Origin of the sequence: Leifsonia sp. 466MF, assembly GCF_900100265.1 — a bacterium.
Classification (GTDB): Bacteria; Actinomycetota; Actinomycetes; order Actinomycetales; family Microbacteriaceae; genus Leifsonia.
On record NZ_LT629696.1, the window covers coordinates 909,351 to 933,075 of the forward strand.

The window sequence follows — 23,725 nt, forward strand, 5'->3', positions numbered from 1 at the left end:
AACGAGCGTTCAGCAATTGCATCGTCGCAGAATCGCCGCCCCTGGGCAACCCGTCCGTCGGCTCCCGCCGGCGAGGGGTCGCAACACGCCGTCATCCGGCGCGCATAACGGCGTGTTGCGACCCACAGGAGTGGGCGTCAGCGCTGGTCGTGGTCCTCGAACACCAGCGACGTCTTCGTGTCCCGCACCGACGGGATGCTCGTCAGCTCCTCCAGCACCACCCGCCGCAGGTCTTCGTTGTCGCGAGCCCGGACCAGCAGGATGACGTCGAAGTCGCCGCCGACGAGGGCGAAATGCTCCACCTCGGGGATCTGCCGGAGCCGGTCGCGCAGGTCGTGCCAGGCCGCCTGCTCCACGCGCATGGTCACGTACGCCGATGACCGGCGCCCGGACAGCCGCGGGTCGACCTTCGCGGTGAAGCCGGTGATGACGCCGTCCGAGACGAGCCGGGAGAGCCGCGCATAGGCATTGGCGCGCGACACGTGAGCCGCCTCCGCGACCGCCGTGATGGAGGCGCGGCCGTCGGCGCGCAGAGCGTCCAGGATGCGTACGTCGATGTCGTCCATGGTGCTGGACAGTCTGGCACTCCAACGCGTCCAGCGCATCCATTCGTCTCGACTCCGGCGCACCCGTAGCATCCGGGGTCCAGCGAAGTCATCCTGATGATGAGCGACGTCTTTCAAAGGAGAACGGATGCACGCCGACGCACCGCTGCGCGCGGACGACCTGCTGCCGGGCGACACCCCGCTGCGGCTCATCGACCAGGACGGGTCCGCGGACCCGAGCGGCCACGCCGCCCTCGCGCAAGGCCGCGTCCCCGGCCAGGACACCCTGCGGGACGGCTACCGCCGCCTCGTCCTCGCCCGCCGCCTCAACGACCAGGCGGACGCCCTTGTCCGTCAGGGGCGGCTCGCGGTGTACCCGTCGTCACACGGTCAGGAGGCCTGCGAGATCGCCGCGGCGATGGTGCTCGGCGAGCAGGACTGGCTGTTCCCGACCTACCGTGACACCGTCGCGGTGATCGCGCGTGGCGTCGACCCGTTCGAGGCGTTCGTGCTCCTCCGCGGCGACTGGCACTCCGGCTATGACCCCAACCGGCACCGCGTCGCACCGCAGGCGACGCCGCTGGCGACCCAACTGCTGCATGCGGTCGGCTTCGCCCACGCGGCCCGCCTGCGCGGCGAGGACACCGTGGTGCTCGCGATGTGCGGCGACGGCGCGACAAGCGAGGGCGACTTCCACGAGGCGCTCAACTTCGCCGCCGTCTTCCACCTGCCCGTCGTCTTCCTGGTGCAGAACAACGGCTACGCGATCTCCGTGCCCCTCAGCCGACAGACCGCCGCGCCGAGTCTGGCGCACAAGGGCGTCGGCTACGGGATGCGCGGGCGCCTCGTCGACGGCAACGACCTCGCCGCTCTGCTCGCGGTGCTCGGGGAGGCCGTTGAGGAGGCGCGCGAGGGCGGAGGCCCGACGCTCGTCGAGGCGGTCACCTACCGGGTCAAGTCGCACACCAACGCCGACGACGCCACTCGCTACCGCACCTCCGACGAGGTGGAGCCGTGGCTCGCCCGCGACCCGCTGCTCCGCCTGCGCGCCTGGCTGACCGCTGAGGGCGCGCTCACCGAGGGTGACGACGCCGAGGTGCATGCGCACGCCGAGCGGGTCGCCGCAGACCTCCGGACGGCGATCATGGCCGACGCCGAGCCGCATCCCGAAGACCTGTTCGCCCACGTCTACGCCACCCCGACCCCGCAGCTGCGTGAGCAGGCCGAGCAGCTCGCCGCCGAGCTCCGCGCCGCCGACGCGGGCCACGCGGGCCAGCCGACCAGCCAGGAGGCCGCACGATGACGCTCATGCACGACGCTCCCGCCGAACGCCCGGCCGGCGCGGAACCGGAGCAGGCCGCATCCACCGCACCCGCCACCACGACGATGGCGCAGGCGCTCAACCGGGCCCTTGCCGACGCGCTCGCCGCCGACCCGTCCGTCGTCGTCTTCGGAGAGGACGTCGGCGCCCTCGGCGGCGTCTTCCGCATCACCGACGGGCTGACCGCCCGCTTCGGCGAGAGCCGCTGCTTCGACACTCCGCTGGCCGAGTCCGGCATCGTCGGCACGGCGGTCGGCATGGCCATGAACGGGATGCGCCCGGTCGTCGAAATGCAGTTCGACGCCTTCGCGTATCCGGCTTTCGAGCAGATCGTCGACCACGTCGCCAAGATGGGCAACCGCACGCAGGGCCGCCTGCGCCTTCCGATGGTCGTGCGCATCCCGTACGCCGGCGGCATCGGCGGGGTGGAGCACCACTCCGACTCGTCGGAGGCGTACTACGTGCACACGCCCGGGTTGACCGTGGTGTCGCCCGCGACCCCGCAGGACGCGTACGGGCTGCTGCGCGCCGCCATCGCGCATCCCGACCCGGTCATCTTCCTCGAGCCGAAGAAGCTGTACTGGTCGACCGGCGAGGTGGATGTGGAGGCGCCCCTTCCCGAGATCGGCCGCGCGCGAGTCGCCCGCGAGGGCGACGACGTGACGCTGATCGCGTACGGCCCGTCCGTGCCGGTCGCGCTCGCCGCTGCCGAGGCCGCGGCGGAGGACGGCCGCAGCGTCGGGGTCATCGACCTGCGGTCGCTGGTCCCGTTCGACGACGAGACGGTGTGCGCGGCGGTCCGCCGCACCGGCCGCGCGGTCGTGGTGGCGGAGGCGCCCGGTTTCGCCAGCATGGCGGCCGAGATCGTGGCGCGGGTGTCGGAGCGCTGCTTCCACCACCTGCTCGCGCCGGTGCACCGCGTCACCGGGTTCGACACCCCCTTCGCCCCGCCCAAGCTGGAGCGGTTCTACCTGCCCGACATCGACCGCGTGCTCGATGCGGTGGATGCGCTGCAGTGGGAGGACGCATGACCGCGCGCGTGTTCACCCTCCCGGATCTCGGCGAGGGCCTGACCGACGCGGAGCTGGTGCGCTGGCTGGTCGCGGTCGGCGACACCGTCGTCACCGACCAGCCGATCGCCGAGGTCGAGACGGCGAAGTCCGTCGTCGAGGTGCCGTCGCCGTACGCCGGGCGGATCGCCGCGCTTCATGGCGCGGAGGGCGAGAACATCCTGGTCGGCGCCCCGCTGATCGAGGTCGAGGAGGAGGCGGCGGAAGCGTCGGCCAACTCCAGCGGTTCGGGTGCGGTGCTGGTGGGGTACGGCACGACGGCGCACGCCGGTCGCCGGCCCCGCGCCTCCCGCACTGCGACGCTCGAGCCGCCCCGTGCGACCGCCGTCACACCGCCCCGCCCGCACGTCGTGCCCGTCGTCTCGCCGGTCGTCCGCGCCCTCGCCCGCAGCCACGGCATCGACCTCTCGACCCTCCGCCCGGGCCGCCCGGACGGCGTCGTCACGCGGCACGACGTGGAGGCGGCGCTGTCGGCGCGCGCGCAGGTGCCGGCGCGCGCATCCACCGCGTCCCCGTCGCCGACGGCTCCCGCGGCACCCGCCGCTCCCGCGGCACCCGCCGCTCCCGCGGAGACCGACCCGCGCACCGGCCTCACCGTGCGCGAGACGAGCGCGTTCTCGCGCCTGCGCCGCACGGTCGCCGAGACCATGACGCGCAGCCGCGCCGAGATCCCCGAGGCCACGGTCTGGGTGGATGTGGATGCGACCGAGCTGTGGGACGGGCGCCGTCGCCTCGCCCGAACGGGTCGCGCTCCCTCGTTCCTCTCTTTCGTGGCCCGGTTCGCCCTCACCGCGCTCGCCCGGCATCCCGAGCTCGCCGGACGCGTCACGGCCGACGGGCAGGGCCTGCAGCTGTTCGAGGGCGTCAACCTGGGGTTCGCGGCCGACACCGACCGCGGTCTCCTCGTCCCGGTCGTCCGCCGGGCCGACCGGCTCTCCGTGCGCGAGCTGGATGCGGAGCTCGACCGTCTGGCGCGGGCGGCCCGCGAGGGCACCCTCCCGCCCGCCGAGCTCGCCGGCTCGACGTTCACGATCAACAACTACGGAAGCCTCGGGGTCGACGGCAGCGCAGCGATCATCAACCACCCCGAGGTCGCCATCCTCGGCCTCGGCCGGGCGATCGAGCGGCCGTGGGTGGTGGACGGCGCGATCGTGCCGCGCCGCATCCTGCAACTGTCGCTCGTGTTCGATCACCGGGTCACCGACGGGGGAGTCGCTGCGGGGTTCCTGCGCGACATCGCCGACGCGATCGAGTCGCCGCTCGGCGCGCTGGCGGACACGCCCGGCGCTGTCGCCGGCTGAGCGTAGGGTGGCGGCATGAGCGACAAGAAGAACGACGACGACTACGACCTCACCGAGGAGAAGGAGGTCGCGCCGGAGGAGAACATCGACTGGCTGCCGAAGCCGGAGCCGACCGACGGCGAGGCGCCCGCTCCCTGAGCCGTTCCGCGGGCGGGCCTAGGCTTGGGGGAGTGACTCCTCGCTCGTTCCCGCTCTGGCTCGCTCTCGTCCTCGCGCTCCTGTGCGGTGCGCTGGTCGCGCTGCAGTCGCGCATCAACGGCGAGCTGGGGAGCCGGCTCGGTGACGGGTTCACGGCCGCTGCCATCTCGTTCGGCTCCGGCCTCGTGATCCTCACGGTCGCGCTGGCGATCGTGCCGGCCGGCCGACGAGGCCTGGCGCGCGTGCGTGACGCGCTCCGCGGCCGCGGTCTGCGCTGGTGGTACGTGCTAGGCGGCGCCGCCGGCTCGTTCCTGGTGCTCTCGCAGGGATTGACGGCCGCCGCGCTCGGCGTTGCGCTGTTCACCGTCGCGGTCGTGGCCGGTCAGACCATCAGCGGCCTCGTGCTCGACCGCGTCGGTCTCGGCCCGGGCGGCCGCCGCCCGCTGACGGCCGCACGACTCGTCGGAGCACTGCTCGCCCTCGTCGCGGTCACCTGGGCGGTGTCCGCACAGTTCGGGGGCAGCGCCCCGGTGTGGATGATGGTGCTCCCGTTCATCGCGGGTCTCGGCACCGGCTGGCAGCAGGCGGTCAACGGCCAGGTTCGCGTCGTCGCCGAGAGCGCGCTGACGGCGACGTTCATCAACTTCGCCGTCGGCACGTCGGTTCTGCTGGTGCTCATGCTCGGACACTGGGCGCTGGCCGGACTCCCCGCACGCCTGCCGACGGAACCCTGGCTCTACATCGGCGGGGCGATCGGCTGCATCTTCATCGGGGTGACCGCGTTCCTCGTGCGGATCACCGGGGTGCTGCTGCTCGGGCTCGCCACGGTAGCCGGCCAGCTGGCCTCCGCCCTCCTGCTCGACCTGCTGCTGCCGACCGCAGGTCACACCCTCGCGTTCTCGACGATCGGCGGCACGCTGCTCGCGATCGTCGCGGTCGCCATCGCGAGCATCCGCTGGGGCTGGCGACGGCAGTCCGCCTAGTCCAGCGCCGTCAGGAAGCGCTCGGGATCGAGCGACCGGCGGTACCCCTCCTTGCTGTCCGCGGGGATGCCTCCCACGTACAGCCAGCCGAGCAGCCGCTCGTTCTTCTTCAGTCCGTGCATCCTGTGCACCGCCTTCGACCGGGTGTGGTGGCCGGTCCGCCACATCACGCCCCAGCCCGCGTCGTGGAGCAGCAGGCTCAGGATGTGGGCCACTCCTGACGCCACCGCATCCTGCTCCCAGCCGGGAACCTTCTCGCTCTTCGTCCGCACGGACACGATCGCGATCAAGAGAGAGGAGCGCAGCGGCTTGGATGCGAGCTTCTCCGCCTCCGATCCGGTCGCCTTCGCATCCCGCACGAACGCCTGGCCGAGCCGCAGCCGCGCGTCGCCGCGGAGCTCGATCAGACGCCACGGGTGCAGCGCGCTGTGGTCGGCGACCCGGCCGGCCGCCGCCACCAGGGGCAGCAGCTCCTCGTGGGTCGGCGCGTCCGGCGTCACCCGCGAGTACGACCGGCGCGCGGCGACGCGCTCGGCGAGGTCGCCGGCGGAGCCCGCGGCCGTCGCGCCTGTCGTCATCAGGACTCCGGCGTGAAGTTCAGCGACAGCGAGTTCATGCAGTAGCGGTCGCCGGTCGGGGTGCCGAAGCCGTCGGGGAAGACGTGCCCGAGGTGCGAGCCGCAGGAGGCGCAGCGCACCTCGGTGCGGACCATGCCGAGGCTCGTGTCCTCGATCAGCTGCACGGCCTCCGGGCGGACGGACTCGTAGAAGCTCGGCCAGCCGCATCCCGAGTCGAACTTGGTGCCCGACTTGAACAGCTCCGCGCCGCACGCCGCACAGGTGTACAGGCCGGCGCGGCTCTCGTCGAGCAGCTCACCGGTCCACGGGCGCTCCGTCCCGGCCTCGCGCAGCACCGCGTACTGCTCGGGGCTGAGCTCCTCGCGCCACTCGTTCTCGCTCTTGGAGACTGTGTATCCGTCCTGGGCCGTCTCGTTCGTTGCCATGCCTCTCCCTTTCGTCGTCACCAGACTAAACGGCGACGCCGCGACGGCTGTTCCCGTTTCGTCCCGCGACGTGCCGGGAGGAAACGGGGAACACACAGGGCCTGCGCCCTAGGATGATGCGCGAGCGCGGGGCGCGACCGGCATGTCCGGCACCGTCCGGCGTCCGTGACGAGGGAAGGCGGTGCGCGTGACCCGGTCAGCCGACGAACGGCCTGCCGCCGACCGCGAGCCCTCGGACACGGACCAGCTGAGCGATCGGGATGCCGCGATCCTCGCGTTCGAACGCCAGTGGTGGCGTCACGCCGGAGCCAAGGAGCAGGCCATCCGCGAGGAGTTCGGTCTCTCGGCGGCTCGGTACTATCAATTGCTCGGTGCGCTGATCGACCGCCCGGCCGCTCTCCGCCACGACCCCATGCTCGTCAAGAGGCTGCTGCGGCTGCGCGAGGCGAGGCTGGCCGCACGACACGCACGGACCCTCCCGTCCGGCGACTGACCCCGAGGACCGCATCCCCCGATGGCTGAGAAGTACCCCCGCGACAGGTTCGACGAGATCCCCGACGACCTGAAGCGCGTCGGCGCGCACCGGGCGCCGCGCCCGCGGGGCCGCGCGTGGATGGCGGTGGGATGGGCGGCGCTCGCCACGATCGTGCTGGTCGGCGCCGGCATCTTCGGTCTCTCCGTCATCAACGGCAACATCTCCTTCCACGGGCCGTCGGCCTCGGCATCCCGTTCGCAGACGCCGACGCCCACCCCGACCCCGACGATCGTCCCGACCGTGAACCCCGCGCTGCAGGTCAACGTGCTGAACGGCACGTCGACGGAAGGCCTGGCGCAGACCGTCGGCGACAAGCTGAAGGCCGCGGGCTGGACGGTCAGCGCGCTCGCGAACGCCGACCGCAACGACCTGGCGACGACCATCGTCTACTACGGCAATCCGGCCAACCAGGCCGCCGCCCTCGGGGTCGTGCAGTCGCTGCCGGGCGCGACCATCCAGCAGAGCAATGCCTTCGACGACACGGGCGCGGACATCACCGTCGTGATCGGCGCGAACTACCAGGGCTGATCCGGGCTCCATGACCGCCCGATCCCTTTGTTTCGCGCGTGTTTAACTTTCGCCTCATTTCGGAATCGATTCACGAAATCTCTGGCGTCGCCGCCTATTGAAAGCATTAGTATCGGGAGTCAACGTGCGGCGTCGGATCGCGCGAGCGACACAGCAATGGGAGTAATGCATGGCGAACGGGACCGTGAAGTGGTTCAACGCTGAGAAGGGCTACGGCTTCATCACCGTCGATGGAGGGGGACAGGACGTTTTCGTTCATTACTCCGCGATTGACATGAACGGATACAAGGTCCTCGAAGAGGGCCAGCAGGTCGTTTTCGAGGTCGGCACCGGGCAGAAGGGTCCGCAGGCCGAGTCGGTACGGCTGGCCTGAGCACAGCGAACCAACGAATCTGTGGAGCGCCGTCCCCATCGGGGGCGGCGCTTCGCCGTTGCTCCCGGTGTTCGCCGGTCGCGGAGTCATCTTGCACTCCACCGCGGCGAGTGCCAGAATCGCTTTAGCACTCCATCTGATCGAGTGCTAATAGACGGAATCTTTCGCACACGTCCGGGAGGGACGAGAAACACATGGCAAAGATCATTGCTTTCAACGAGGACGCCCGCCGCGGCCTCGAGCGCGGCCTGAACACCCTGGCCGACACGGTCAAGGTGACCCTGGGCCCGCGCGGTCGTAACGTCGTCCTCGAGAAGAAGTGGGGCGCCCCGACGATCACCAACGACGGCGTCTCCATCGCGAAGGAGATCGAGCTCGACGACCCGTACGAGAAGATCGGCGCGGAGCTCGTCAAGGAGGTCGCCAAGAAGACCGACGACGTCGCCGGTGACGGAACCACCACCGCGACCGTCCTCGCTCAGGCCCTGGTCAAGGAGGGCCTGCGGAACGTCGCGGCCGGCGCTGACCCGATCACCCTGAAGCGCGGCATCGAGAAGGCCGTCGCTGCGGTCACCGAGGAGCTCGTCGCCTCCGCCAAGGAGGTCGAGACCAAGGAGGAGATCGCGGCCACCGCGTCCATCTCCGCCGGCGACACCACCATCGGCGAGATCATCGCCGAGGCGATCGACAAGGTCGGCAAGGAGGGCGTCGTCACCGTCGAGGAGTCGAACACCTTCGGCACCGAGCTCGAGCTCACCGAGGGCATGCGCTTCGACAAGGGCTTCCTGTCGCAGTACTTCGTGACCGACCAGGACCGCCAGGAGGCGGTGTTCGAGGACCCGTACATCCTCATCGCCAACCAGAAGATCAGCAACATCAAGGACCTCCTGCCGATCGTCGACAAGGTGATCCAGGCCAACAAGCCGCTCCTCATCATCGCTGAGGACGTCGACGGCGAGGCCCTGGCGACCCTGATCGTCAACAAGATCCGCGGCATCTTCAAGTCCGTCGCCGTCAAGGCTCCGGGCTTCGGCGACCGCCGCAAGGCCATGCTGCAGGACATCGCGATCCTCACCGGCGGCCAGGTCATCTCCGAGGAGGTCGGTCTCAAGCTCGAGAACGTCACCCTCGACCTGCTCGGCCAGGCCCGCAAGGTCGTCATCACCAAGGACGAGACCACGATCGTCGAGGGTGCGGGCGACCCGGAGGTCATCGCCGGCCGCGTGCAGCAGATCCGCAACGAGATCGAGTCGACCGACTCGGACTACGACCGCGAGAAGCTGCAGGAGCGCCTCGCCAAGCTCGCCGGCGGCGTCGCCGTCATCAAGGCGGGCGCGGCCACCGAGGTCGAGCTCAAGGAGCGCAAGCACCGCATCGAGGACGCCGTGCGCAACGCGAAGGCCGCCGTCGAGGAGGGCATCGTCGCCGGTGGTGGCGTCGCCCTCATCCAGGCCGGCAAGACCGCCTTCGAGAAGCTGGAGCTCACCGGTGACGAGGCGACCGGCGCCAACATCGTCAAGGTCGCCATCGAGGCTCCGCTGAAGCAGATCGCGATCAACGCGGGCCTCGAGGCCGGCGTCGTCGTCGAGAAGGTCCGCAACCTCCCGGTCGGCCACGGCCTCAACGCCGCGACCGGCGAGTACGTCGACATGCTGGCCTCCGGCATCAACGACCCGGTGAAGGTCACCCGCTCCGCGCTGCAGAACGCGGCGTCCATCGCGGGCCTGTTCCTCACCACCGAGGCCGTCGTCGCCGACAAGCCCGAGAAGAACCCGGCTCCGGTCGGCGACCCGGGCGCAGGCATGGACTTCTAAGTCCCCGCACCACGCAGAGAGGGCGTTTCCCCATCGGGGAGGCGCCCTCTTCGCGTGCCCGGGCCTTCACGTGCGGCTGGCTGCACCCCGCGCAAAACGGAGGAGAATCGTGCGCAGTCCGCGGTGATTCGCCACGAACGGAGGTGGACCCGCGGGTCAGTGGGCCGGATCCCCTCCGTTTCCGGCGCTCCGACGCGGGGTTCCTCTGCGAACGCGACGCGGCGGGGGACGCTACGGGGTGAGCGGGCTCGGGGAGGCGGGGGAACCGGCGAGCGGCAGCGAGACGCGGAAGGTCGCGCCCCCGCCCTCGGTGTCGACCACGTCGACCGTGCCGTTGTGGGCGGCGACGATGGAGGAGACGATGGCGAGGCCGAGGCCGCTTCCGCCGGTCTCGCGGGCGCGGGACGTGTCGGCGCGCCAGAAGCGCTGGAAGATCTTCTCGCGGATCTGCGGCGGGATTCCCTCACCGTGGTCGCGGACCTCGATGATGCCGCGCTCGGTGCGGTGGTCGATCTGCACCGCGATCTCGATCGGGCTGCCCTCCGGCGTGTAGCGCAGGGCGTTGCCCATCAGGTTGGTGACGACCTGGCGGAGTTTGTTCTCCTCCGCCATGACGATCGCGGGCTCCGATGGGGCGGGCTGCGTGAGCACCACCTTCTCGGCCGTCGTGATGGGCAGTGGCTCGATCGCCCCGCGGCGGCTGCGACCGCGGCGCAGGCGGGCGAGCGCCGATCCCGCGAAGGCGATCGGGCCCGTGGCGTTCGCGGCGCGCGCGTCGGTGTCGGGGATGGTCATCGGGACGGTGTCGAGCCCGGGCTCCGCGGCGTCGTCGTCCGCGGGCGGAAGCGGCTCGGGCGTGAGGACCGTGACGACGCGTCCTGGGGAGCCGGCCATCGCATCCATCGCCGCGTCCTGCGCGATCTTCACGAGGTCGACGCGGCGCAGGTCGAGCGGCTTGGTCTCATCGAGCCGGGCGAGCTCGAGGAGGTCCTCCACGAGGATGCCCATGCGGATCGCCTCCTTCTCGATGCGATCCATGGCCTGCGCGACGTCCTCGGGCGTCTGCAGCGCACCCATCCGGTACAGCTCGGCGTAGCCGCGCACCGAGACCAGCGGGGTGCGGAGCTCGTGGGAGGCGTCGCCGACGAAGCGACGCATCTGATCGATCGTGCGCGCGCGGTCGCTGAACGCGCGGTCGATGCGGTTCAGCATGGTGTTGAGGGAGCGGTTGAGGCGTCCGACCTCCGTATTGGGAGTCGCCCCGCCGAGGCGCTGGCTGAAGTCTCCGTCGGCGATGGCGGCGGCCGTCTGCTCCACCTCGCGCAGCGGCGAGAACGTCGTCGTGACCAGCATCCGCGTGAGCCCGGCGCCGACCACGATGACGATGACGCCGAAGCCGAGGAAGATCGCCAGGAAGCTCGCCATCACGGTGTCGATCTGCGATGTCGTCGTCGCGACGATCGCGGTGGCGAGCTCACCGCTGCCCGCGAACGTCTGCGTCGTCGCGAGGGCACGGTACGTCGTGCGGCCGTCGTTGCTCGGCAGCGTGAAGCCGCCGTTCATGCCCTTCGCTTCGGGGAGGGTCAGGGTGGTGGGGATCGCCGGCCGGTGCGCGTACGGGATGTTCGACCAGTTGCTCTTCACCAGCTTGCCGCTGGAGTTGTACAGCGCCGCGAAGTAGTCCGACGGGCTCGAGTCGGTCGCGATCTGGTCGTCGTCCGACGACGGCGTGCCGAGGTACGTGTTCAGGTACGACGCGCCCGAGGCGGCCGAGAGCTGCGCATCCAGCTGGTCGAGGAGCACCGGCTTCAGCATCGACATCGTGCCGATGCCGGTCACGAGCAGACCGAGCGTCAGCATGAGCACGGTCACGCCCGTGATCTTCGTGCGCAGGGAGATCGCGTTCCAGCGGTCGAGCAGACGTGAGTGCATCAGGCCGTCAGTCTATGCAGGGGATGCTGTGCCGGGCATGTGTGCGCCCGGTGCGCACCTCAGGCTTTCGCGGCCTTCAGCATGTACCCGAACCCGCGCTTGGTCTGAATGAGCGGCTCGCTGGAGTGCGCATCCACCTTGCGGCGCAGGTACGAGATGTACGACTCCACGATGCCGGCGTCGCCGTTGAAGTCGTACTCCCAGACGTGGTCGAGGATCTGCGCCTTCGAGAGCACGCGGTTCGGGTTCAGCATGAGGTAGCGCAGCAGCTTGAACTCGGTGGGGCTGAGCTCGATGGGGGTGTCGCCGACGAAGACCTCGTGCGTGTCCTGGTCCATCGTCAGCTCGCCCGCGCGGATGACCGCGTCTTCGTCGGCCTGCATCGTGCGGCGCAGGATGGCCTTGATGCGGGCGACGATCTCGTCGAGGCTGAACGGCTTGGTGACGTAGTCGTCGCCGCCGACGGTGAGGCCGGTGATCTTGTCCTCGGTGTCGTCCTTCGCCGTGAGGAACAGGATGGGCGCGGTGTAGCCCGCGCCGCGGAGGCGCTTGGTGACGCCGAAACCGTTCATGTCCGGCAGCATGACGTCGAGGATGATGAGGTCGGGCTCCTCTTCGAGGACCGCGGAGATCGCCTGCGCGCCGTTCCCGACTGCACGGACGGCGAACCCGGCGAAACGGAGACTGGTGGTGAGGAGGTCGCGGATGTTCGGCTCGTCGTCGACGATGAGAATGCGGGGTCCTGCGTTCATGGAGACAGTATCTGCGCGTCGGCTGGGTCTTACCTGTGAGCCGTCGGTGCGCCCTAGGTGCGCAGGTCTGGCGCCCGCAGTGTGAAGAGTGGATGCTGAGATCATGTCTGAACCCACCGTCGTGATCGCCGGGGCCGGCCTGGCCGGCGCGACCGTCGCCACGGAGCTGCGCGAGCGCGGCTTCGGCGGCCGCATCCTGCTGCTCGGTGCGGAAGAGCACCATCCGTACATCCGGCCGCCGCTGTCGAAGGAGTTCCTGAAGGGCGAGGCCGGGATCGAGGATGCGGACGTGCATCCCGCCGAGTGGTACGCCGACAACGCGGTCGAGTTCATCCCGAATGTCGAGGCGGGTTCGTTCGAAGCGGACGCGCACGAGCTGTTCGTGTCGGACGGCGGCCGGATCACCTACGACAGCCTCGTCCTCGCCACCGGGGCGCGAGCGCGCCCGCTCGGCGTTCCGGGCAGCGGTCACGGCGCGGTGTTCCCGCTCCGGACCCGGGAGGACTCCGCCTGGCTGCGCGCGGCGCTCGAGGTCGGCGGCCGACGTGTCGTCATCGTCGGGTCGGGGTGGATCGGCATGGAGGTCGCCGCTGCGGCCCGCGGGTACGGCAACGACGTGACCGTGATCGGCCACTCGGCGGTCCCGCTCAGTGGGGCCATCGGTCGGGAGCTCGGCGGCGTCTTCGAGCGGCTGCACCGGGACAACGGCGTCGCGTTCCGCAACAGCGCAAAGGTTGTCGGCGTCGACGGCGGCGAGGAGCAGCACGTCGTGCTCGCGTCGGGGGAGCGCATCCCCGCCGACGTGGTCGTCGCCGGTGTCGGGGCGTCGCCGAACAGCCTGGTGGCCGAGCGCTCCGGCGCGGCGGTCGCAGAGGGAGTGCTCACCGACAAGGGGATGCGGACCAGCATCGACGACGTCTACGCCGTCGGCGATGTCGCCACTCCCTTCCTTCCGGCGATCGGCCGCCACCTCCGCAGCGAGCACTGGGCGAACGCGATCGCCAGCGGGAAGGTCGCCGCCCACGCCATCCTGGGCGAGCGCGCGTCGTACGACGACATCCCGTACTTCTACTCCGACCAATACGATCTGGGCATGGAGTATTCGGGCTACGGGCCCCTCACCGCCGGCGCCCGGGTGGTGTACCGGGGCGATGTCGACGCCCGCGAGTTCATCGCGTTCTGGTTGCGCAACGACCGGGTGGTGGCCGGCATGAACGTGAACGTGTGGGACGTGCAGGACGACATCCAGCGCCTCATCCGGCTGGGGGAGTACGTGGATGCGGACCGCCTGGCCGATCGGGACGTCGACCTTGCCGCGCTCTGAGCCGTACCTGCCGCCGCTGCGCGTGCCAGTCCGTCGGATCGGCGCGCGCACCTTCGACTTCTCGCGGCAGGTCGCGGTCATGGCCGTGGTGAACCGAACCCCCGACTCGTTCTTCGACCAGGGCCGCACGTATGCCTTCGACCGGGCGGTGGATGCGTGCTTCGAGGCCGTCGCGCTCGGCGCCGACTGGGTGGACATCGGCGGCGCGCCCTTCGCTCCGGGCGAGCCGGTCCCGGTGGAGGAGGAGATCGAGCGCGTCGTCCCGGTCGTGGCGGCGCTGCGTGCCGGATCCGACGTGGTCATCTCGGTGGACACTTTCCACGCGGCCGTCGCCCGGGAGGCCATCGCCGCCGGAGCGACCGTCATCAACGACACCACCGGGCTGCGCGATCCCGAGCTCCCGCGGGTCGTCGCCGACAGCGAGGCCACCCTCGTCATCACGCACAGTCTCGCCGAGCCGCGACGCCCGTACCCGAAGCCCCAGTACGGGGATGTGGTGGCCGAGGTGTCCGCGTTCCTGCTCGACCGCGTCGAGCGTGCGCAGGCGGCGGGCATCCCGGAGGAGCGGATCATCGTCGACCCCGGCCACGACCTCAACAAGAACACGCTGCACTCGCTGGAGCTGACCCGCCGTCTCAGCGAGATCGCGGACCTCGGCTACCCGACCCTCGCCGCCGTGTCGAACAAGGACTTCATCGGCGAGACGCTCGACGCCCCGCGCGCGGACCGGCTGGAGGGGTCGCTCGCGGCCGCGGTCATGAGCATCGTCAACGGCGCGCGTATCGTGCGGATGCACGACGTGCGCGCCTCCGTCGCCGCCGTGCGCATGACCGAGGCCGTGCTGGGCCTCCGCCGGCCCGCCTACCTGAAGCACAACATGGGAGACGTGAATGAGTGAGCCTGCCATCCACCGCCTGTCGCCGCTGCCGTCGCAGACCGAGCTGACCGACGACGACATCACCGCCCTCTACCTTGAGGGGACGGGCGATCCGTGGCTGCGGGTCAACTTCGTCAGCAGTGCGGACGGCGCGGCCACCCATCAGGGGCTCTCGGGCGGGCTGTCCAACGACGTCGACAGCCGCGTGTTCGAGTTGCTGCGGCGACTCTGCGATGTCGTGCTCGTCGGTGCGGGCACTGTTCGTGCCGAGGGGTACGGTGCGATGCGCGTCGCCCCGGAGTCGGCTCGCGTCCGCAGCGGCGCGGGGATGACCGCGCATCCCGTCTTCGCGATCGTGTCGGCCGGGCTCGACCTGGACCCGCGCAGCTCGATCTTCCAGGACGCCCCCGAGCGGCCGATCATCCTCACCACCGAGCTGTCGCGGCCGGAGGCGCGCGAGACGCTGTCGGAGGTGGCGGACGTCGTGGTCTGCGGTCGGGAGCGCGTGCAGGCCGAGCGCGGACTGCGGGTGCTGCACGAGCGGGGGCTCACGCGCATCCACTGCGAGGGAGGTCCGCACCTGTTCGCCGACCTGATCGCGGCGCGTGCGGTCGACGAGCTGTGCCTGACGGTCAGCCCGCGGCTGGAGGGCGGGACGTCGTCTCGGATCGCGACGGGCGCAGCACCGATCGCCCCGCTCGGGCTGCGGTTGGCGCACACGCTGGCGGGGGATGACACCCTGCTGCTGCGGTATGTCCGGGGCTGAGGATGCTGTGACCGCCGAGCTGCGGCCGGTGATCGATGCGGGTGTGGTGCGTCGTCTCGTCGACGGCCAGTTCCCGCAGTGGCGCGGGCTGCCCATCCTGCCGGTCGAACACGACGGCTGGGACAACCGGACGTTCCGGCTCGGCGAGGAGCTGAGTGTCCGCCTGCCGAGCGCCGCCGGCTACCGCGAGCAGGTCGCGAAGGAGCAGGAGTGGCTGCCGCGGCTGGCCCCGCTGCTGCCGTTGCCTATCCCGCAGCCGGTCGCCGCGGGCGCACCGACGGAGGAGTACCCGCTGCCCTGGTCGGTGTACCGCTGGCTGCCCGGTCGCCCGGCGGTGCTGCTCGGCGATGTGTCGCGGGATGCGGTGCTCGCGGAGGCGATCGGGCGATTCCTGGTCGCACTGCGGGAGGCGCCGACCGTGGGCGCACCCGAGCCCGGGACGCACAATTTCTTCCGCGGCGCTCCGCCGGACGTCTACGGCGAGGAGGCGCTCGCCGCGTTCGCGCTGCTCCCGGCCGCAGACGCCGACCGCGCGCGCGGCCTGTGGGCCGAGGCCACCGCATCCCGCTGGGATCGGCCGCCGGTGTGGTTCCACGGTGACGTCGCGCCGGGCAACCTGCTGACGGATGCGTCGGGCGCGCTGTCCGCGGTGATCGACTTCGGCACGTCCGGTGTCGGAGACCCCGCTTGCGACCTCGTGCCCGCCTGGACGATGTTCGAGGGCGCGGCCCGCGATGCCTTCGTCGACACCGTCGGCCTCGACGACGACACGTGGTCCCGGGCGCGGGGCTGGGCCCTCTGGAAGGCCGCCATCACGCTCCGCGACCGCGCCGCAGACCCCGAGGCGCGCGCGACGCTCGCCCGCATCCTGTGCTGACGCCCGCGGCCCGCTCCCGAAGCCCCGAGATTTGCGCCAAATCTCTGTTATGCGGCGCCGATAACCGCGATTTGGCGCAAATCTCGCGCGGGGAGGTGGCGCGAGCAGGGCGGCGCGGGGAGGACGGCGCAGGGCAGCGCGCTACGCCGCCTGCAGCGCGTGCGCGTCGAGGATCGTGTACGAGTAGCCCTGCTCGGCGAGGAACCGCTGGCGGTTCTGCGCGAAGTCCTGGTCCACGGTGTCACGCGCGACGAGGGTGTAGAAGTTCGCCGATAGCCCTGACTCCTTCGGCCGCAGCAGGCGTCCGAGCCGCTGCGCCTCCTCCTGGCGGCTGCCGTACGAGCCGGAGACCTGGATGGCGACGGTCGCCTCGGGCAGGTCCACCGAGAAGTTCGCGACCTTGCTCACCACGAGCACCTTCGTCCGGCCGTCGCGGAACTCCTGGTAGAGCCGCTCCCGCTCGTCCACCGGCGTCGCGCCGGTCAGCTGCGGTGCGTCGAGCGCCTCGGCAAGCTCGTCGATCTGGTCGAGGTACTGCCCGATGATCAGGATGCGCTCTCCCTCGTGGCGCGCGACCAGCTGACGCACGATGTCGAGTTTCGCGGGGGCCGTCGCCGCGAGGCGGTACCGCTCGTCGTCGGGGGCGGCGGCGTAGCTGAGCCGGTCCGACGGCGGCAGGTCGACGCGCACCTCGTAGCAGGCGGCCGGCGAGATGAAGCCCTGCGCCTCGATCTCCTTCCACGGGGCGTCGAAGCGCTTCGGGCCGATGAGGCTGAACACGTCGCCCTCACGGCCGTCCTCGCGCACCAGTGTCGCGGTCAGGCCGAGGCGGCGGCGGGCCTGCAACTCGGCCGTCAGCTTGAAGACGGGCGCCGGAAGCAGGTGCACCTCGTCGTAGACCACGAGCCCCCAGTCGAGTGCGTCGAGCAGCGCCAGGTGGGCGTATTCGCCCTTCCGCTTGGCGGTGAGGATCTGGTAGGTCGCGATCGTGACCGGCTTGACCTCCTTCACCTGCCCCGAGTACTCGCCGATCTCCTCCGCCGTCAGCGTCGTGCGGCGCAGCAGCTCGTCGCGCCACTGCCGGGCCGACACGGTGTTGGTGACGAGGATGAGCGTCGTGGTCTTCGCGGTCGCCATCGCGCCAGCGCCGACGAGCGTCTTACCCGCGCCGCAGGGGAGCACCACCACTCCGGAGCCGCCGTCGAAGAAGTTGGTGACCGCCTTGCGCTGGTAGTCGCGCAGCGCCCAGCCGTCCTCCTTCAGCCCGATCTCGTGCGGTGTGCCCGGCGTGTACCCTGCGAGGTCCTCCGCCGGCCAGCCGAGCTTGACCAGCTCCTGCTTCAGCTGCCCACGCGCCCACGCCTCCACGACGAACGTCGTGTCGTCGCGGCGCTGCAGCAGCAGCGGAGCGATCCGCTTGGCGCTCGCGACCTCGGTCAGTACGGCCAGGTCGCTGGAGCGGAGCAGCAGCGTCCCCTCGTCGTCGCGCTCGATCACGAGCCGCCCGTAGCGGGCGACCGTCTCGGAGACGTCGACGGACACCGTCTGCGGGATGGGGAACTTCGAGTACCGCTCGAGCGTCCCGAGCATGTCCTCCGCGGTGTGCCCGGCGGCCCGCGCGTTCCACAGCCCCAGCCGGGTGATGCGGTAGGTGTGGATGTGCTCGGGAGCACGCTCCAGCTCGGCGAAGACGGCGAGGTCGTGGCGTGCGTCCTCCGCCTCCGGGTGCGCGACCTCCAGCAGGACGGTGCGGTCGCTCTGGACGATCAGGGGGCCATCGGACATAGCTCACCAGCCTACGCCCTGCGCCCTGGGGTTCGGCCGGGTGGCCGGGAACCGGACGCGGCCGCACCGCCGCCGCGATCACGGTGCCGGGCGCACGCCCCGGATGCTGGAGAGCGGGAGTGTCCGCTCGATGTCCGCTGCACGGTCGCGTCCGCGCAGCCGGCCGCCGCCAACCCCGGTCGGCTCCAGCAGGTAGTCGACGACGTCGCCGCTGGGCATGGCCACCTCAACGATGACGGTCTGGCGTGCCTTGACCGCCGCATCCAGTTGCCGCGCCAGCCAGCGCTCGCCCGTGTCCTCGCCGGCGTCGTCCTCGGTCTGCCGCAGCCGCGCGACCAGTTCCGCGTCGCGGTCGGCCTCCTCGGCGGCACGGGGATGCGCGAACCGCTGGCGACGGAGCGTCACCTCGCGCCCGTCCGCGTCCTCCGCCACCACGGGGTAGCGCGCGTCGCTGAGCGCCCAGAACACCACATCCCGCGGGTACCGGCTCACCAGTTCGCCGTCTCCGGTCGGGATCAGCCGCAGGGAGCTGAGCGCCTGGTCGATCTGGATGCTGCGGAGCAGCGTCGCGTCCGTCGAACGGACCGCCGACCGCACATTCTCGCGCTCCGCTTCGTGCACGCGGACGCGCCCGTGCCGCTCGGCGGCATCGGCGATCAGGTACTCGATCGGCTGCGGGAGTCCGGTCAGCGAGATCGTGCTGAGGAACTCGCGAATGCCGTCCGCCGTCTCGCCCGCCGTCAGCGCACGGTCGACCGACGCGGCGGACAGGCGGAAGGTCGCGGCGAGCGCTCGGGACTCGAGGTCGGCGATCCCGCGCAGGCGTCCTTCGATCTCCGGCGCCAGCGGTCCGGGGGAGACGATCGTGAGGTCGTGCTGCAAGTAGACGCGGTCGACCTCGGCCGGGAACGCGGCGGCCATGACCTCCGTAGCAGCCTCCGGACCGCTCTCGACCAGGGCGGTGCCTGCGGAGGACGGCGCTTGGTGCGCGGTGACGCCGAGCCATTCCGCGAGGCGCGTGTGCGCATCCACGCGTCGCTGCGCCTCCTCGACGGCCGCCGGGTACAGCCAGGCGACATGCTCACGCAGGCTGTCGCCCCACGCGGCGCGGCTGCGCAGGGCGAGCAGGGTGCGGAGGTCGGCGGGGAGGGCGTCGAGCCACGCGGCGGCGAGGGCACGCCAGCGGTCGCGGGTGGGGGAGTGCGACCAGTCCGCCGCGGCCTCGGTCGGCAGCCACATCCCGTCGTCGACGGCGACGAGCCCGGCGCGCTCGGCGGCGGAGAGGACCACGGGGACGACGTCCGCCTCCACCGAGAGGGCCTCGGCCAGGCGCTTGACCGCCGGGAGCGCGAGTCCGCCCTTCTGCAGTCGGCGGGCGCCCTCGCGCGCGAGTTCCGCGAGCAGTTCGGACACGGCCGTCACGGCCTCGAAGGCGCGCTCGGAGGCGAGGCGGTCGGTGAAGCGGCTCTCCGTGTCGGGCACGGGCGCCAACGCGGGCGGAGGCGGGGTGCTGAGCAGCTCGGCCGGCGACGGGAGTCCGGAAGCCGGCCACGAGGCGAGGTGCTCGGTCACGGCGACGTAGACGACGACGCGGCCGACCGGCGCGTCGGAGGCAGGATCGGCGTCGGCGTCGGCGGGATGGACGAGCAGGAGGCCGTCCAGGTCGGCGAGGGCGGCCGCGGCCGAGTCGACCGTGGTTCCGGCGGTCGCCGGCTCGCGGGTCAGCCGGTCGGCGAGCTCCTCCGCGGTCAGCGGTCCGCCGCCGCTGCCCAGCGCGACGAGTGCGGCGAGGCGTGTCCGGTCGAGCGGGGTCAGCGCGCGCTGGAGGGAGTCCGCGTCGAGGAGGGCGTCCGCCAGGTCGAAGAAGTCGGACACCCCCGTCCGGCGGTAGGTGCGCCGGTGCAGCGCGGAGACGAGCTCAGCGTCATCCAGCTCCCGCAGTCGTGCTGCGAGAGCGAGCGTCGTCGTCATGGCGCCGAACCGCCGGTCGCCCCGGCCCCTAGCGCCGGCCCTTGGGTCCGGTGGGCGCAGAGCCGGGCGTGCCGTTCGCCCGGTTGAGAGCGCGGTTGCGGCGGGCGCTGACGATGATCAGCACGACGATCAGCACGAACGCGATCGGAAGCGCGACCAAGGGGAAGAAGAACACCGTCGGCCAGAGGCCCTGACCCGATCCCTGGGCGGCGAACTGACCCGCTGCGGTGCCGATGAGGATGGCCGCGATGCAGACCAGGGAGACGATGACGAGCGCAGCGATGATGTACGCAAGGATGCGCTGGAGCCGCGATGCCGGCGGCGGGGTCTGTTGGGTCACGAAATCAAGGATAATTGAGGTTGGTCATACGATCCCCCATGCGAAGTGAGGTTCCCATGCCAACCGGCAAGGTCAAGTTCTACGACGAGGAGAAAGGCTTCGGCTTCATCAGCTCCGATGACGGCCAGGAAGTCTTCCTGCACGCCTCGGCGCTTCCCGCCGGTGCCGTCGTCAAATCGGGAACCCGTCTGGAGTTCGGCATCGCCGACGGCAAGCGCGGAGCACAGGCGCTGTCCGTCCGCGTCCTGGAGGCTCCGCCGAGCCTGGTGAAGATGAAGCGCAAGTCGGCCGACGACATGGCGATCATCGTCGAAGACCTCGTGAAGCTGCTCGACGGCATCGGCGCGAACCTGCGCCGAGGCAAGTACCCCGACAAGGCGCACGGCGCGAAGATCGCGGCCGTGCTGCGCAAGGTCGCGGACGACCTGGATGCCTGAGCGCGGCGACGAGATCTCCCCGGCCGCCGAGGCGGTCGAGAGTGAGACGGTGCCGGAGGACGTCGAGGTCGAGGTCGAAGAGATCGACATCGTCGAGGTGATCGAGGATGCGGAGCCGGCCGAACCGCTGGTGGCCGATCCCGAGCTGCTCGCCGCTGTCCCGCTGGCGCTCCAGGCGCTGCGCGAGATCACTCCGGAGAACACGATCGGCGAGCCCCTCGGGCACGTTGTCGAGGCGCCGGGTGTCGTCTCCCTGCTGTTCGCCAGCCGCCTGTCCGGTTACCCGGACTGGCACTGGACCGTCACCGTCGGCCGCGCGAGCGATGACGACGAGCCGACCGTGCTCGAAGCCGAGCTCATGCCCGGCGACGGGTCGCTGCTCGCACCCGACTGGGTGCCGTGGTCGGAGCGTCTCGCCGAGTACCAGGCCGCGCAGGAGGCGAACGCCGGTGCGGAGGCCGAGTCGGAGGACGATGACGCGGACGACGAGGACGAGGACGAGGGCGACGACGAGTCCGAGGAGGGCTTCGACGACGCCGAGGACGACCACGACGTGCACGACCTGCACGACGACGATGATGTGGACGGCGTGGACATCGACAGCGTCGACGTCGACTTCGACGAGGAGACGGACGTCGACACCGACCTCGACCTCGAGGCGGAGGAGGCGGCGGCGCTCGCCGACGAGGACGCCGACGACGAGGACTCGGACGACGACGATGACGATGACGTTGAGCCGGATGAGGACTCGGACGAGGACGACGACGAGCCCGACGCCTCAGCGGCGGCGCTTGACGGTGAGGTAGCCGAGTCCGAGGACGCCGAGGACGAGTCCGACGACGATGGTCCAGAGCCAGGTGCCGGAGGCGATGACCGGTCCGCCGACGACCAGCACGACGACGAGGGCGATCACCCACAGGGCTAGCCCGACGACGACGGCCCGCCGGTCATCCGTCTTCACGGGGACCGGATCGGGCCGACGTTCGTCGTCGCGGAGCCAGAGGCGCATCGCGCTCTCAGCCCAGCCGCTCGACCACGTATTCGATGCAGCCGATCAGGGCGCGCACATCCGCGGGCTCGATCGCGGTGAAGGTCGCGACGCGGAGCTGGTTGCGGCCGAGCTTGCGGTACGGCTCCGTGTCGACCACGCCGTTGGCCCGCAGCGTCTTCGCGACCGCTGCCGCATCCACGCGCTCGTCGAAGTCGATCGTGACGACGACCTGCGACCGGTGGTCGGGGTCGGCGACGAACGGGGTCGCGTACTCGACCGACTCGGCCCACGAGTACAGTGCGCCCGACGACTCGCGAGTGCGGGCGTCGGCCCAGGCGAGGCCGCCGTTGCCGTTCATCCACTCGAGCTGGTTCTCGAGCAGCACCAGCGTCGCGATCGCCGGGGTGTTCAGCGTCTGGTTCAGGCGCGAGTTGTCGACCGCGTTCTTGAGGCTGAGGAACTCGGGGATGTAACGGTCGCTCGCCGCGATGCGCTCGACGCGCTCCAGAGCGGCGGGGGAGAAGAGGGCGAGCCACAGGCCGCCGTCCGAGGCGAAGTTCTTCTGCGGGGCGAAGTAGTAGACGTCCGCCTCGCTGACATCGAGGTCGACCCCACCGGCCGCGCTGGTCGCGTCGATCACCGTGAGCGCGCCGTCGTCGCCGTGGACGCGGCGCACCGGCGCCATGACGCCGGTGGACGTCTCGTTGTGCGGCCAGGCGTACAGGTCGACGCCCTCCACGACCTCGACCTCGCTGCGCGATCCGCCCGGCGCCTCGATGACGTGCGGGGCGTCCAGCCACGGGGTCTGCGCCGCCTTGGCGAACTTGCCGCCGAACTCGCCGAAGACGAGGTTCTCGCTGCGCTTCTCGATGAGACCGAACGCCGCGGCGTCCCAGAACGCGGTCGACCCGCCGTTGCCGATGACGACCTCGTAGCCCTCGGGCAGGCGGAACAGCTCGCCGAGGCCCTCGCGCACGCGGCCCACCAGGTTCTTGACCGGTGCCTGGCGGTGGGAGGTGCCCAGCAGCTCCGCACCGGCGCCGGCCAGGTACGCGACCTGCTCGGGCCGGACCTTGGAGGGTCCGCATCCGAATCGACCGTCGGCGGGCAGCAGCTCAGAGGGAATCGTGACGTCCGGCATAACTGAAGTGTATTGGCTGTTGCACGTCCAGGACGGCGCGCACCGGCGCTCCGCCCGCGCCTGCGCCAGGCTGTCAGCCGCACCAAGTAGGCTGATATCCGACGTTCGCGCGCCGTCACGTGGAGGGGTTCATGACCGATCTGATCGATACGACCGAGATGTACCTTCGCACCATCCTGGAGCTGGAGGAGGACAACATCGTCCCCCTGCGTGCGCGCATCTCCGAGCGTCTCGGCCACTCCGGTCCGACCGTCTCGCAGACCGTCGGCCGTATGGAGCGCGATGGACTCGTCGTCGTCTCCGGTGACCGCCACCTAGAGCTCACCGACGACGGCCGCCGCAAGGCTGTCCACGTCATGCGCAAGCACCGCCTCGCAGAGCGCCTGCTGAGCGACGTCATCGAGCTCGAGTGGGAGTACGTCCACGAAGAGGCGTGCCGCTGGGAGCACGTGATGAGCGAGCAGGTGGAGCGCAAGCTGCTGACCATGCTGGGCCACCCGACCGAGTCGCCGTACGGCAACCCGATCCCCGGTCTCGGCGAGCTGGGCGCCGTCGACTCGTCGCTTTCGACCGAGAACCTGATCAACCTGGTCGACGTCGTCCGCAGCAGCGATTCCGGGGTGACTGCCAGGATCCGACGTCTGGGCGAGCCCGCCCAGGTCGACCCCGAGCTCCTCCTGCAGCTCAAGCAGGCGGGCGTTTTTCCCGGCTCGACCGGCACTTTCTCCGCCGCCGGCTCGTACGTCGCCGTACAGATCGACGGGTTCGACACCGGGCTGGAACTGCCCAACGAACTCGCGGCGCACATCTTCGTCGACGCCTGAATCCCGTTACCGATTCGTTAAAAAGCGGCCAAAAAGATGTGACAAACGGGGTCTCGTCCCGTAGTCTCTTACGAGTCCGAACGGGCCACCACCCGGC

Annotated in this window: 25 protein-coding genes and 1 pseudogene; 16 read left to right on the forward strand and 10 right to left on the reverse strand. The window is 70.8% G+C overall.

From position 1 onward, the window contains the following. Window positions 1–137: 137 nt before the first annotated feature. A complete protein-coding gene (locus tag BLR91_RS04350; RefSeq protein ID WP_018191768.1) occupies window positions 138–566 on the reverse strand; it encodes an Lrp/AsnC family transcriptional regulator in 429 nt (142 codons plus the stop codon). Window positions 567–693: 127 nt separating this feature from the next. Between BLR91_RS04350 and pdhA the strand changes: the two genes are divergently transcribed. From pdhA to BLR91_RS04370, 5 genes are read left to right on the forward strand one after another with little or no spacing between them, the layout of a single operon-like run. After that, a complete protein-coding gene (gene pdhA / locus BLR91_RS04355; RefSeq protein WP_089876838.1) occupies window positions 694–1,848 on the forward strand; it encodes a pyruvate dehydrogenase (acetyl-transferring) E1 component subunit alpha in 1,155 nt (384 codons plus the stop codon). Beyond that, window positions 1,845–2,897, forward strand: coding sequence for an alpha-ketoacid dehydrogenase subunit beta (locus tag BLR91_RS04360; protein ID WP_197674310.1), 1,053 nt, complete (start codon window positions 1,845–1,847; stop codon window positions 2,895–2,897). Before pdhA ends, BLR91_RS04360 begins: the two co-directional genes overlap by 4 nt. Then, a complete protein-coding gene (locus tag BLR91_RS04365) occupies window positions 2,894–4,237 on the forward strand; it encodes a dihydrolipoamide acetyltransferase family protein (protein ID WP_089876836.1) in 1,344 nt (447 codons plus the stop codon). The genes BLR91_RS04360 and BLR91_RS04365 overlap by 4 nt, the downstream gene beginning before the upstream one ends. Window positions 4,238–4,252: 15 nt before the next feature. Continuing rightward, window positions 4,253–4,375, forward strand: coding sequence for a hypothetical protein (locus BLR91_RS20400; RefSeq protein ID WP_018191764.1), 123 nt, complete (start codon window positions 4,253–4,255; stop codon window positions 4,373–4,375). 32 nt (window positions 4,376–4,407) lie between these two features. After that, window positions 4,408–5,358 (forward strand): DMT family transporter, encoded by a 951-nt coding sequence (locus BLR91_RS04370; RefSeq protein WP_089876834.1) that lies wholly within the window; start codon window positions 4,408–4,410, stop codon window positions 5,356–5,358. On the opposite strand, the gene BLR91_RS04375 is transcribed toward BLR91_RS04370, so the two are convergent. Together BLR91_RS04375 and msrB are read right to left on the reverse strand one after the other, a co-directional pair. Then, complete coding sequence (locus BLR91_RS04375; protein WP_018191762.1) at window positions 5,355–5,936, reverse strand: nitroreductase family protein; 582 nt, start codon at window positions 5,934–5,936, stop codon at window positions 5,355–5,357. The two genes, BLR91_RS04370 and BLR91_RS04375, sit on opposite strands and share 4 nt — an antisense overlap. Continuing rightward, window positions 5,936–6,361 (reverse strand): peptide-methionine (R)-S-oxide reductase MsrB, encoded by a 426-nt coding sequence (gene msrB / locus BLR91_RS04380; RefSeq protein ID WP_018191761.1) that lies wholly within the window; start codon window positions 6,359–6,361, stop codon window positions 5,936–5,938. Before msrB ends, BLR91_RS04375 begins: the two co-directional genes overlap by 1 nt. 181 nt (window positions 6,362–6,542) lie before the next feature. Between msrB and BLR91_RS04385 the strand changes: the two genes are divergently transcribed. The 4 genes from BLR91_RS04385 (at window position 6,543) to groL (ending at window position 9,611) form a co-directional block, all read left to right on the forward strand. Further along, complete coding sequence (locus BLR91_RS04385; protein ID WP_018191760.1) at window positions 6,543–6,854, forward strand: DUF3263 domain-containing protein; 312 nt, start codon at window positions 6,543–6,545, stop codon at window positions 6,852–6,854. Window positions 6,855–6,875: 21 nt separating this feature from the next. Next, window positions 6,876–7,424: a LytR C-terminal domain-containing protein gene (locus BLR91_RS04390; RefSeq protein ID WP_018191759.1), complete on the forward strand. Its 549-nt coding sequence runs from the start codon at window positions 6,876–6,878 to the stop codon at window positions 7,422–7,424. Between the two features lie 169 nt (window positions 7,425–7,593). Next, entirely contained in the window at window positions 7,594–7,797 is a 204-nt protein-coding gene (locus BLR91_RS04395) for a cold-shock protein (RefSeq protein ID WP_018191758.1), read from the forward strand. 194 nt (window positions 7,798–7,991) lie between these two features. Further along, window positions 7,992–9,611: a chaperonin GroEL gene (groL, locus tag BLR91_RS04400; RefSeq protein WP_018191757.1), complete on the forward strand. Its 1,620-nt coding sequence runs from the start codon at window positions 7,992–7,994 to the stop codon at window positions 9,609–9,611. A 231-nt stretch (window positions 9,612–9,842) separates the two neighbouring features. On the opposite strand, the gene BLR91_RS04405 is transcribed toward groL, so the two are convergent. Then, entirely contained in the window at window positions 9,843–11,543 is a 1,701-nt protein-coding gene (locus BLR91_RS04405; RefSeq protein WP_089876832.1) for a sensor histidine kinase, read from the reverse strand. 59 nt (window positions 11,544–11,602) lie between these two features. Continuing rightward, window positions 11,603–12,295, reverse strand: coding sequence for a response regulator transcription factor (locus tag BLR91_RS04410; RefSeq protein WP_018191755.1), 693 nt, complete (start codon window positions 12,293–12,295; stop codon window positions 11,603–11,605). A gap of 103 nt (window positions 12,296–12,398) precedes the next feature. On the opposite strand from BLR91_RS04410, the gene BLR91_RS04415 reads away from it, so the two are divergent. Genes BLR91_RS04415 through BLR91_RS04430 form a run of 4 tightly spaced genes read left to right on the forward strand, consistent with a single transcriptional unit; the run spans window position 12,399 to window position 16,139 of the window. Continuing rightward, window positions 12,399–13,619 (forward strand): NAD(P)/FAD-dependent oxidoreductase, encoded by a 1,221-nt coding sequence (locus tag BLR91_RS04415; RefSeq protein WP_089876831.1) that lies wholly within the window; start codon window positions 12,399–12,401, stop codon window positions 13,617–13,619. Then, window positions 13,573–14,517 (forward strand): dihydropteroate synthase, encoded by a 945-nt coding sequence (gene folP / locus BLR91_RS04420; RefSeq protein WP_089876829.1) that lies wholly within the window; start codon window positions 13,573–13,575, stop codon window positions 14,515–14,517. Before BLR91_RS04415 ends, folP begins: the two co-directional genes overlap by 47 nt. Next, window positions 14,510–15,262 (forward strand): pyrimidine reductase family protein, encoded by a 753-nt coding sequence (locus BLR91_RS04425; RefSeq protein ID WP_089876827.1) that lies wholly within the window; start codon window positions 14,510–14,512, stop codon window positions 15,260–15,262. The genes folP and BLR91_RS04425 overlap by 8 nt, the downstream gene beginning before the upstream one ends. A 7-nt stretch (window positions 15,263–15,269) precedes the next feature. Continuing rightward, complete coding sequence (locus tag BLR91_RS04430; protein ID WP_089876826.1) at window positions 15,270–16,139, forward strand: aminoglycoside phosphotransferase family protein; 870 nt, start codon at window positions 15,270–15,272, stop codon at window positions 16,137–16,139. A gap of 141 nt (window positions 16,140–16,280) precedes the next feature. On the opposite strand, the gene BLR91_RS04435 is transcribed toward BLR91_RS04430, so the two are convergent. The 3 genes from BLR91_RS04435 to BLR91_RS04445 all read right to left on the reverse strand — a co-directional run bounded on the left by BLR91_RS04435 (window position 16,281) and on the right by BLR91_RS04445 (window position 20,235). Further along, complete coding sequence (locus tag BLR91_RS04435) at window positions 16,281–17,924, reverse strand: DNA repair helicase XPB (protein ID WP_018191750.1); 1,644 nt, start codon at window positions 17,922–17,924, stop codon at window positions 16,281–16,283. Window positions 17,925–18,002: 78 nt separating this feature from the next. Continuing rightward, on the reverse strand, window positions 18,003–19,895 hold the full coding sequence (locus BLR91_RS04440) for a helicase-associated domain-containing protein (RefSeq protein WP_089876824.1): 1,893 nt from the start codon (window positions 19,893–19,895) through the stop codon (window positions 18,003–18,005). Between the two features lie 28 nt (window positions 19,896–19,923). Then, window positions 19,924–20,235, reverse strand: coding sequence for a hypothetical protein (locus tag BLR91_RS04445; RefSeq protein ID WP_018191748.1), 312 nt, complete (start codon window positions 20,233–20,235; stop codon window positions 19,924–19,926). A 56-nt stretch (window positions 20,236–20,291) separates the two neighbouring features. On the opposite strand from BLR91_RS04445, the gene BLR91_RS04450 reads away from it, so the two are divergent. Beyond that, window positions 20,292–20,672 carry a cold-shock protein gene (locus BLR91_RS04450; protein ID WP_020077081.1) on the forward strand — a complete coding sequence of 127 codons (381 nt, stop codon included), beginning with the start codon at window positions 20,292–20,294 and terminating at the stop codon, window positions 20,670–20,672. Beyond that, window positions 20,665–21,597: a DUF3027 domain-containing protein gene (locus BLR91_RS04455; protein ID WP_089876822.1), complete on the forward strand. Its 933-nt coding sequence runs from the start codon at window positions 20,665–20,667 to the stop codon at window positions 21,595–21,597. Before BLR91_RS04450 ends, BLR91_RS04455 begins: the two co-directional genes overlap by 8 nt. Here the strand turns inward: BLR91_RS04455 and BLR91_RS20305 are convergent. Together BLR91_RS20305 and serC are read right to left on the reverse strand one after the other, a co-directional pair. Beyond that, window positions 21,517–21,681: pseudogene (locus BLR91_RS20305) on the reverse strand (DUF2530 domain-containing protein); the annotation flags it as partial. The gene BLR91_RS04455 and the pseudogene BLR91_RS20305 sit on opposite strands and share 81 nt — an antisense overlap. Window positions 21,682–21,688: 7 nt before the next feature. Beyond that, entirely contained in the window at window positions 21,689–22,804 is a 1,116-nt protein-coding gene (serC, locus tag BLR91_RS04460; RefSeq protein WP_089876820.1) for a phosphoserine transaminase, read from the reverse strand. A gap of 131 nt (window positions 22,805–22,935) precedes the next feature. Between serC and BLR91_RS04465 the strand changes: the two genes are divergently transcribed. After that, on the forward strand, window positions 22,936–23,628 hold the full coding sequence (locus tag BLR91_RS04465) for a metal-dependent transcriptional regulator (RefSeq protein WP_018191744.1): 693 nt from the start codon (window positions 22,936–22,938) through the stop codon (window positions 23,626–23,628). Window positions 23,629–23,725 lie beyond the last annotated feature (97 nt).

Coding starts and splice junctions, on each gene's coding strand:
- BLR91_RS04455 (WP_089876822.1), top strand. CDS start 20,665: ATGCCTGAGCGCGGCGACGAGATCTCCCCGGCCGCCGAGGCGGTCGAG.
- BLR91_RS04375 (WP_018191762.1), bottom strand. CDS start 5,936: ATGACGACAGGCGCGACGGCCGCGGGCTCCGCCGGCGACCTCGCCGAG.
- BLR91_RS04405 (WP_089876832.1), bottom strand. CDS start 11,543: ATGCACTCACGTCTGCTCGACCGCTGGAACGCGATCTCCCTGCGCACG.
- BLR91_RS04425 (WP_089876827.1), top strand. CDS start 14,510: ATGAGTGAGCCTGCCATCCACCGCCTGTCGCCGCTGCCGTCGCAGACC.
- BLR91_RS04395 (WP_018191758.1), top strand. CDS start 7,594: ATGGCGAACGGGACCGTGAAGTGGTTCAACGCTGAGAAGGGCTACGGC.
- pdhA (WP_089876838.1), top strand. CDS start 694: ATGCACGCCGACGCACCGCTGCGCGCGGACGACCTGCTGCCGGGCGAC.
- BLR91_RS04465 (WP_018191744.1), top strand. CDS start 22,936: ATGACCGATCTGATCGATACGACCGAGATGTACCTTCGCACCATCCTG.
- BLR91_RS04415 (WP_089876831.1), top strand. CDS start 12,399: ATGTCTGAACCCACCGTCGTGATCGCCGGGGCCGGCCTGGCCGGCGCG.
- BLR91_RS04435 (WP_018191750.1), bottom strand. CDS start 17,924: ATGTCCGATGGCCCCCTGATCGTCCAGAGCGACCGCACCGTCCTGCTG.
- BLR91_RS04410 (WP_018191755.1), bottom strand. CDS start 12,295: ATGAACGCAGGACCCCGCATTCTCATCGTCGACGACGAGCCGAACATC.
- serC (WP_089876820.1), bottom strand. CDS start 22,804: ATGCCGGACGTCACGATTCCCTCTGAGCTGCTGCCCGCCGACGGTCGA.
- BLR91_RS04440 (WP_089876824.1), bottom strand. CDS start 19,895: ATGACGACGACGCTCGCTCTCGCAGCACGACTGCGGGAGCTGGATGAC.
- folP (WP_089876829.1), top strand. CDS start 13,573: ATGCGGACCGCCTGGCCGATCGGGACGTCGACCTTGCCGCGCTCTGAG.
- groL (WP_018191757.1), top strand. CDS start 7,992: ATGGCAAAGATCATTGCTTTCAACGAGGACGCCCGCCGCGGCCTCGAG.
- BLR91_RS04360 (WP_197674310.1), top strand. CDS start 1,845: ATGACGCTCATGCACGACGCTCCCGCCGAACGCCCGGCCGGCGCGGAA.
- BLR91_RS04365 (WP_089876836.1), top strand. CDS start 2,894: ATGACCGCGCGCGTGTTCACCCTCCCGGATCTCGGCGAGGGCCTGACC.
- BLR91_RS04390 (WP_018191759.1), top strand. CDS start 6,876: ATGGCTGAGAAGTACCCCCGCGACAGGTTCGACGAGATCCCCGACGAC.
- BLR91_RS04450 (WP_020077081.1), top strand. CDS start 20,292: ATGCCAACCGGCAAGGTCAAGTTCTACGACGAGGAGAAAGGCTTCGGC.
- BLR91_RS04350 (WP_018191768.1), bottom strand. CDS start 566: ATGGACGACATCGACGTACGCATCCTGGACGCTCTGCGCGCCGACGGC.
- msrB (WP_018191761.1), bottom strand. CDS start 6,361: ATGGCAACGAACGAGACGGCCCAGGACGGATACACAGTCTCCAAGAGC.
- BLR91_RS20400 (WP_018191764.1), top strand. CDS start 4,253: ATGAGCGACAAGAAGAACGACGACGACTACGACCTCACCGAGGAGAAG.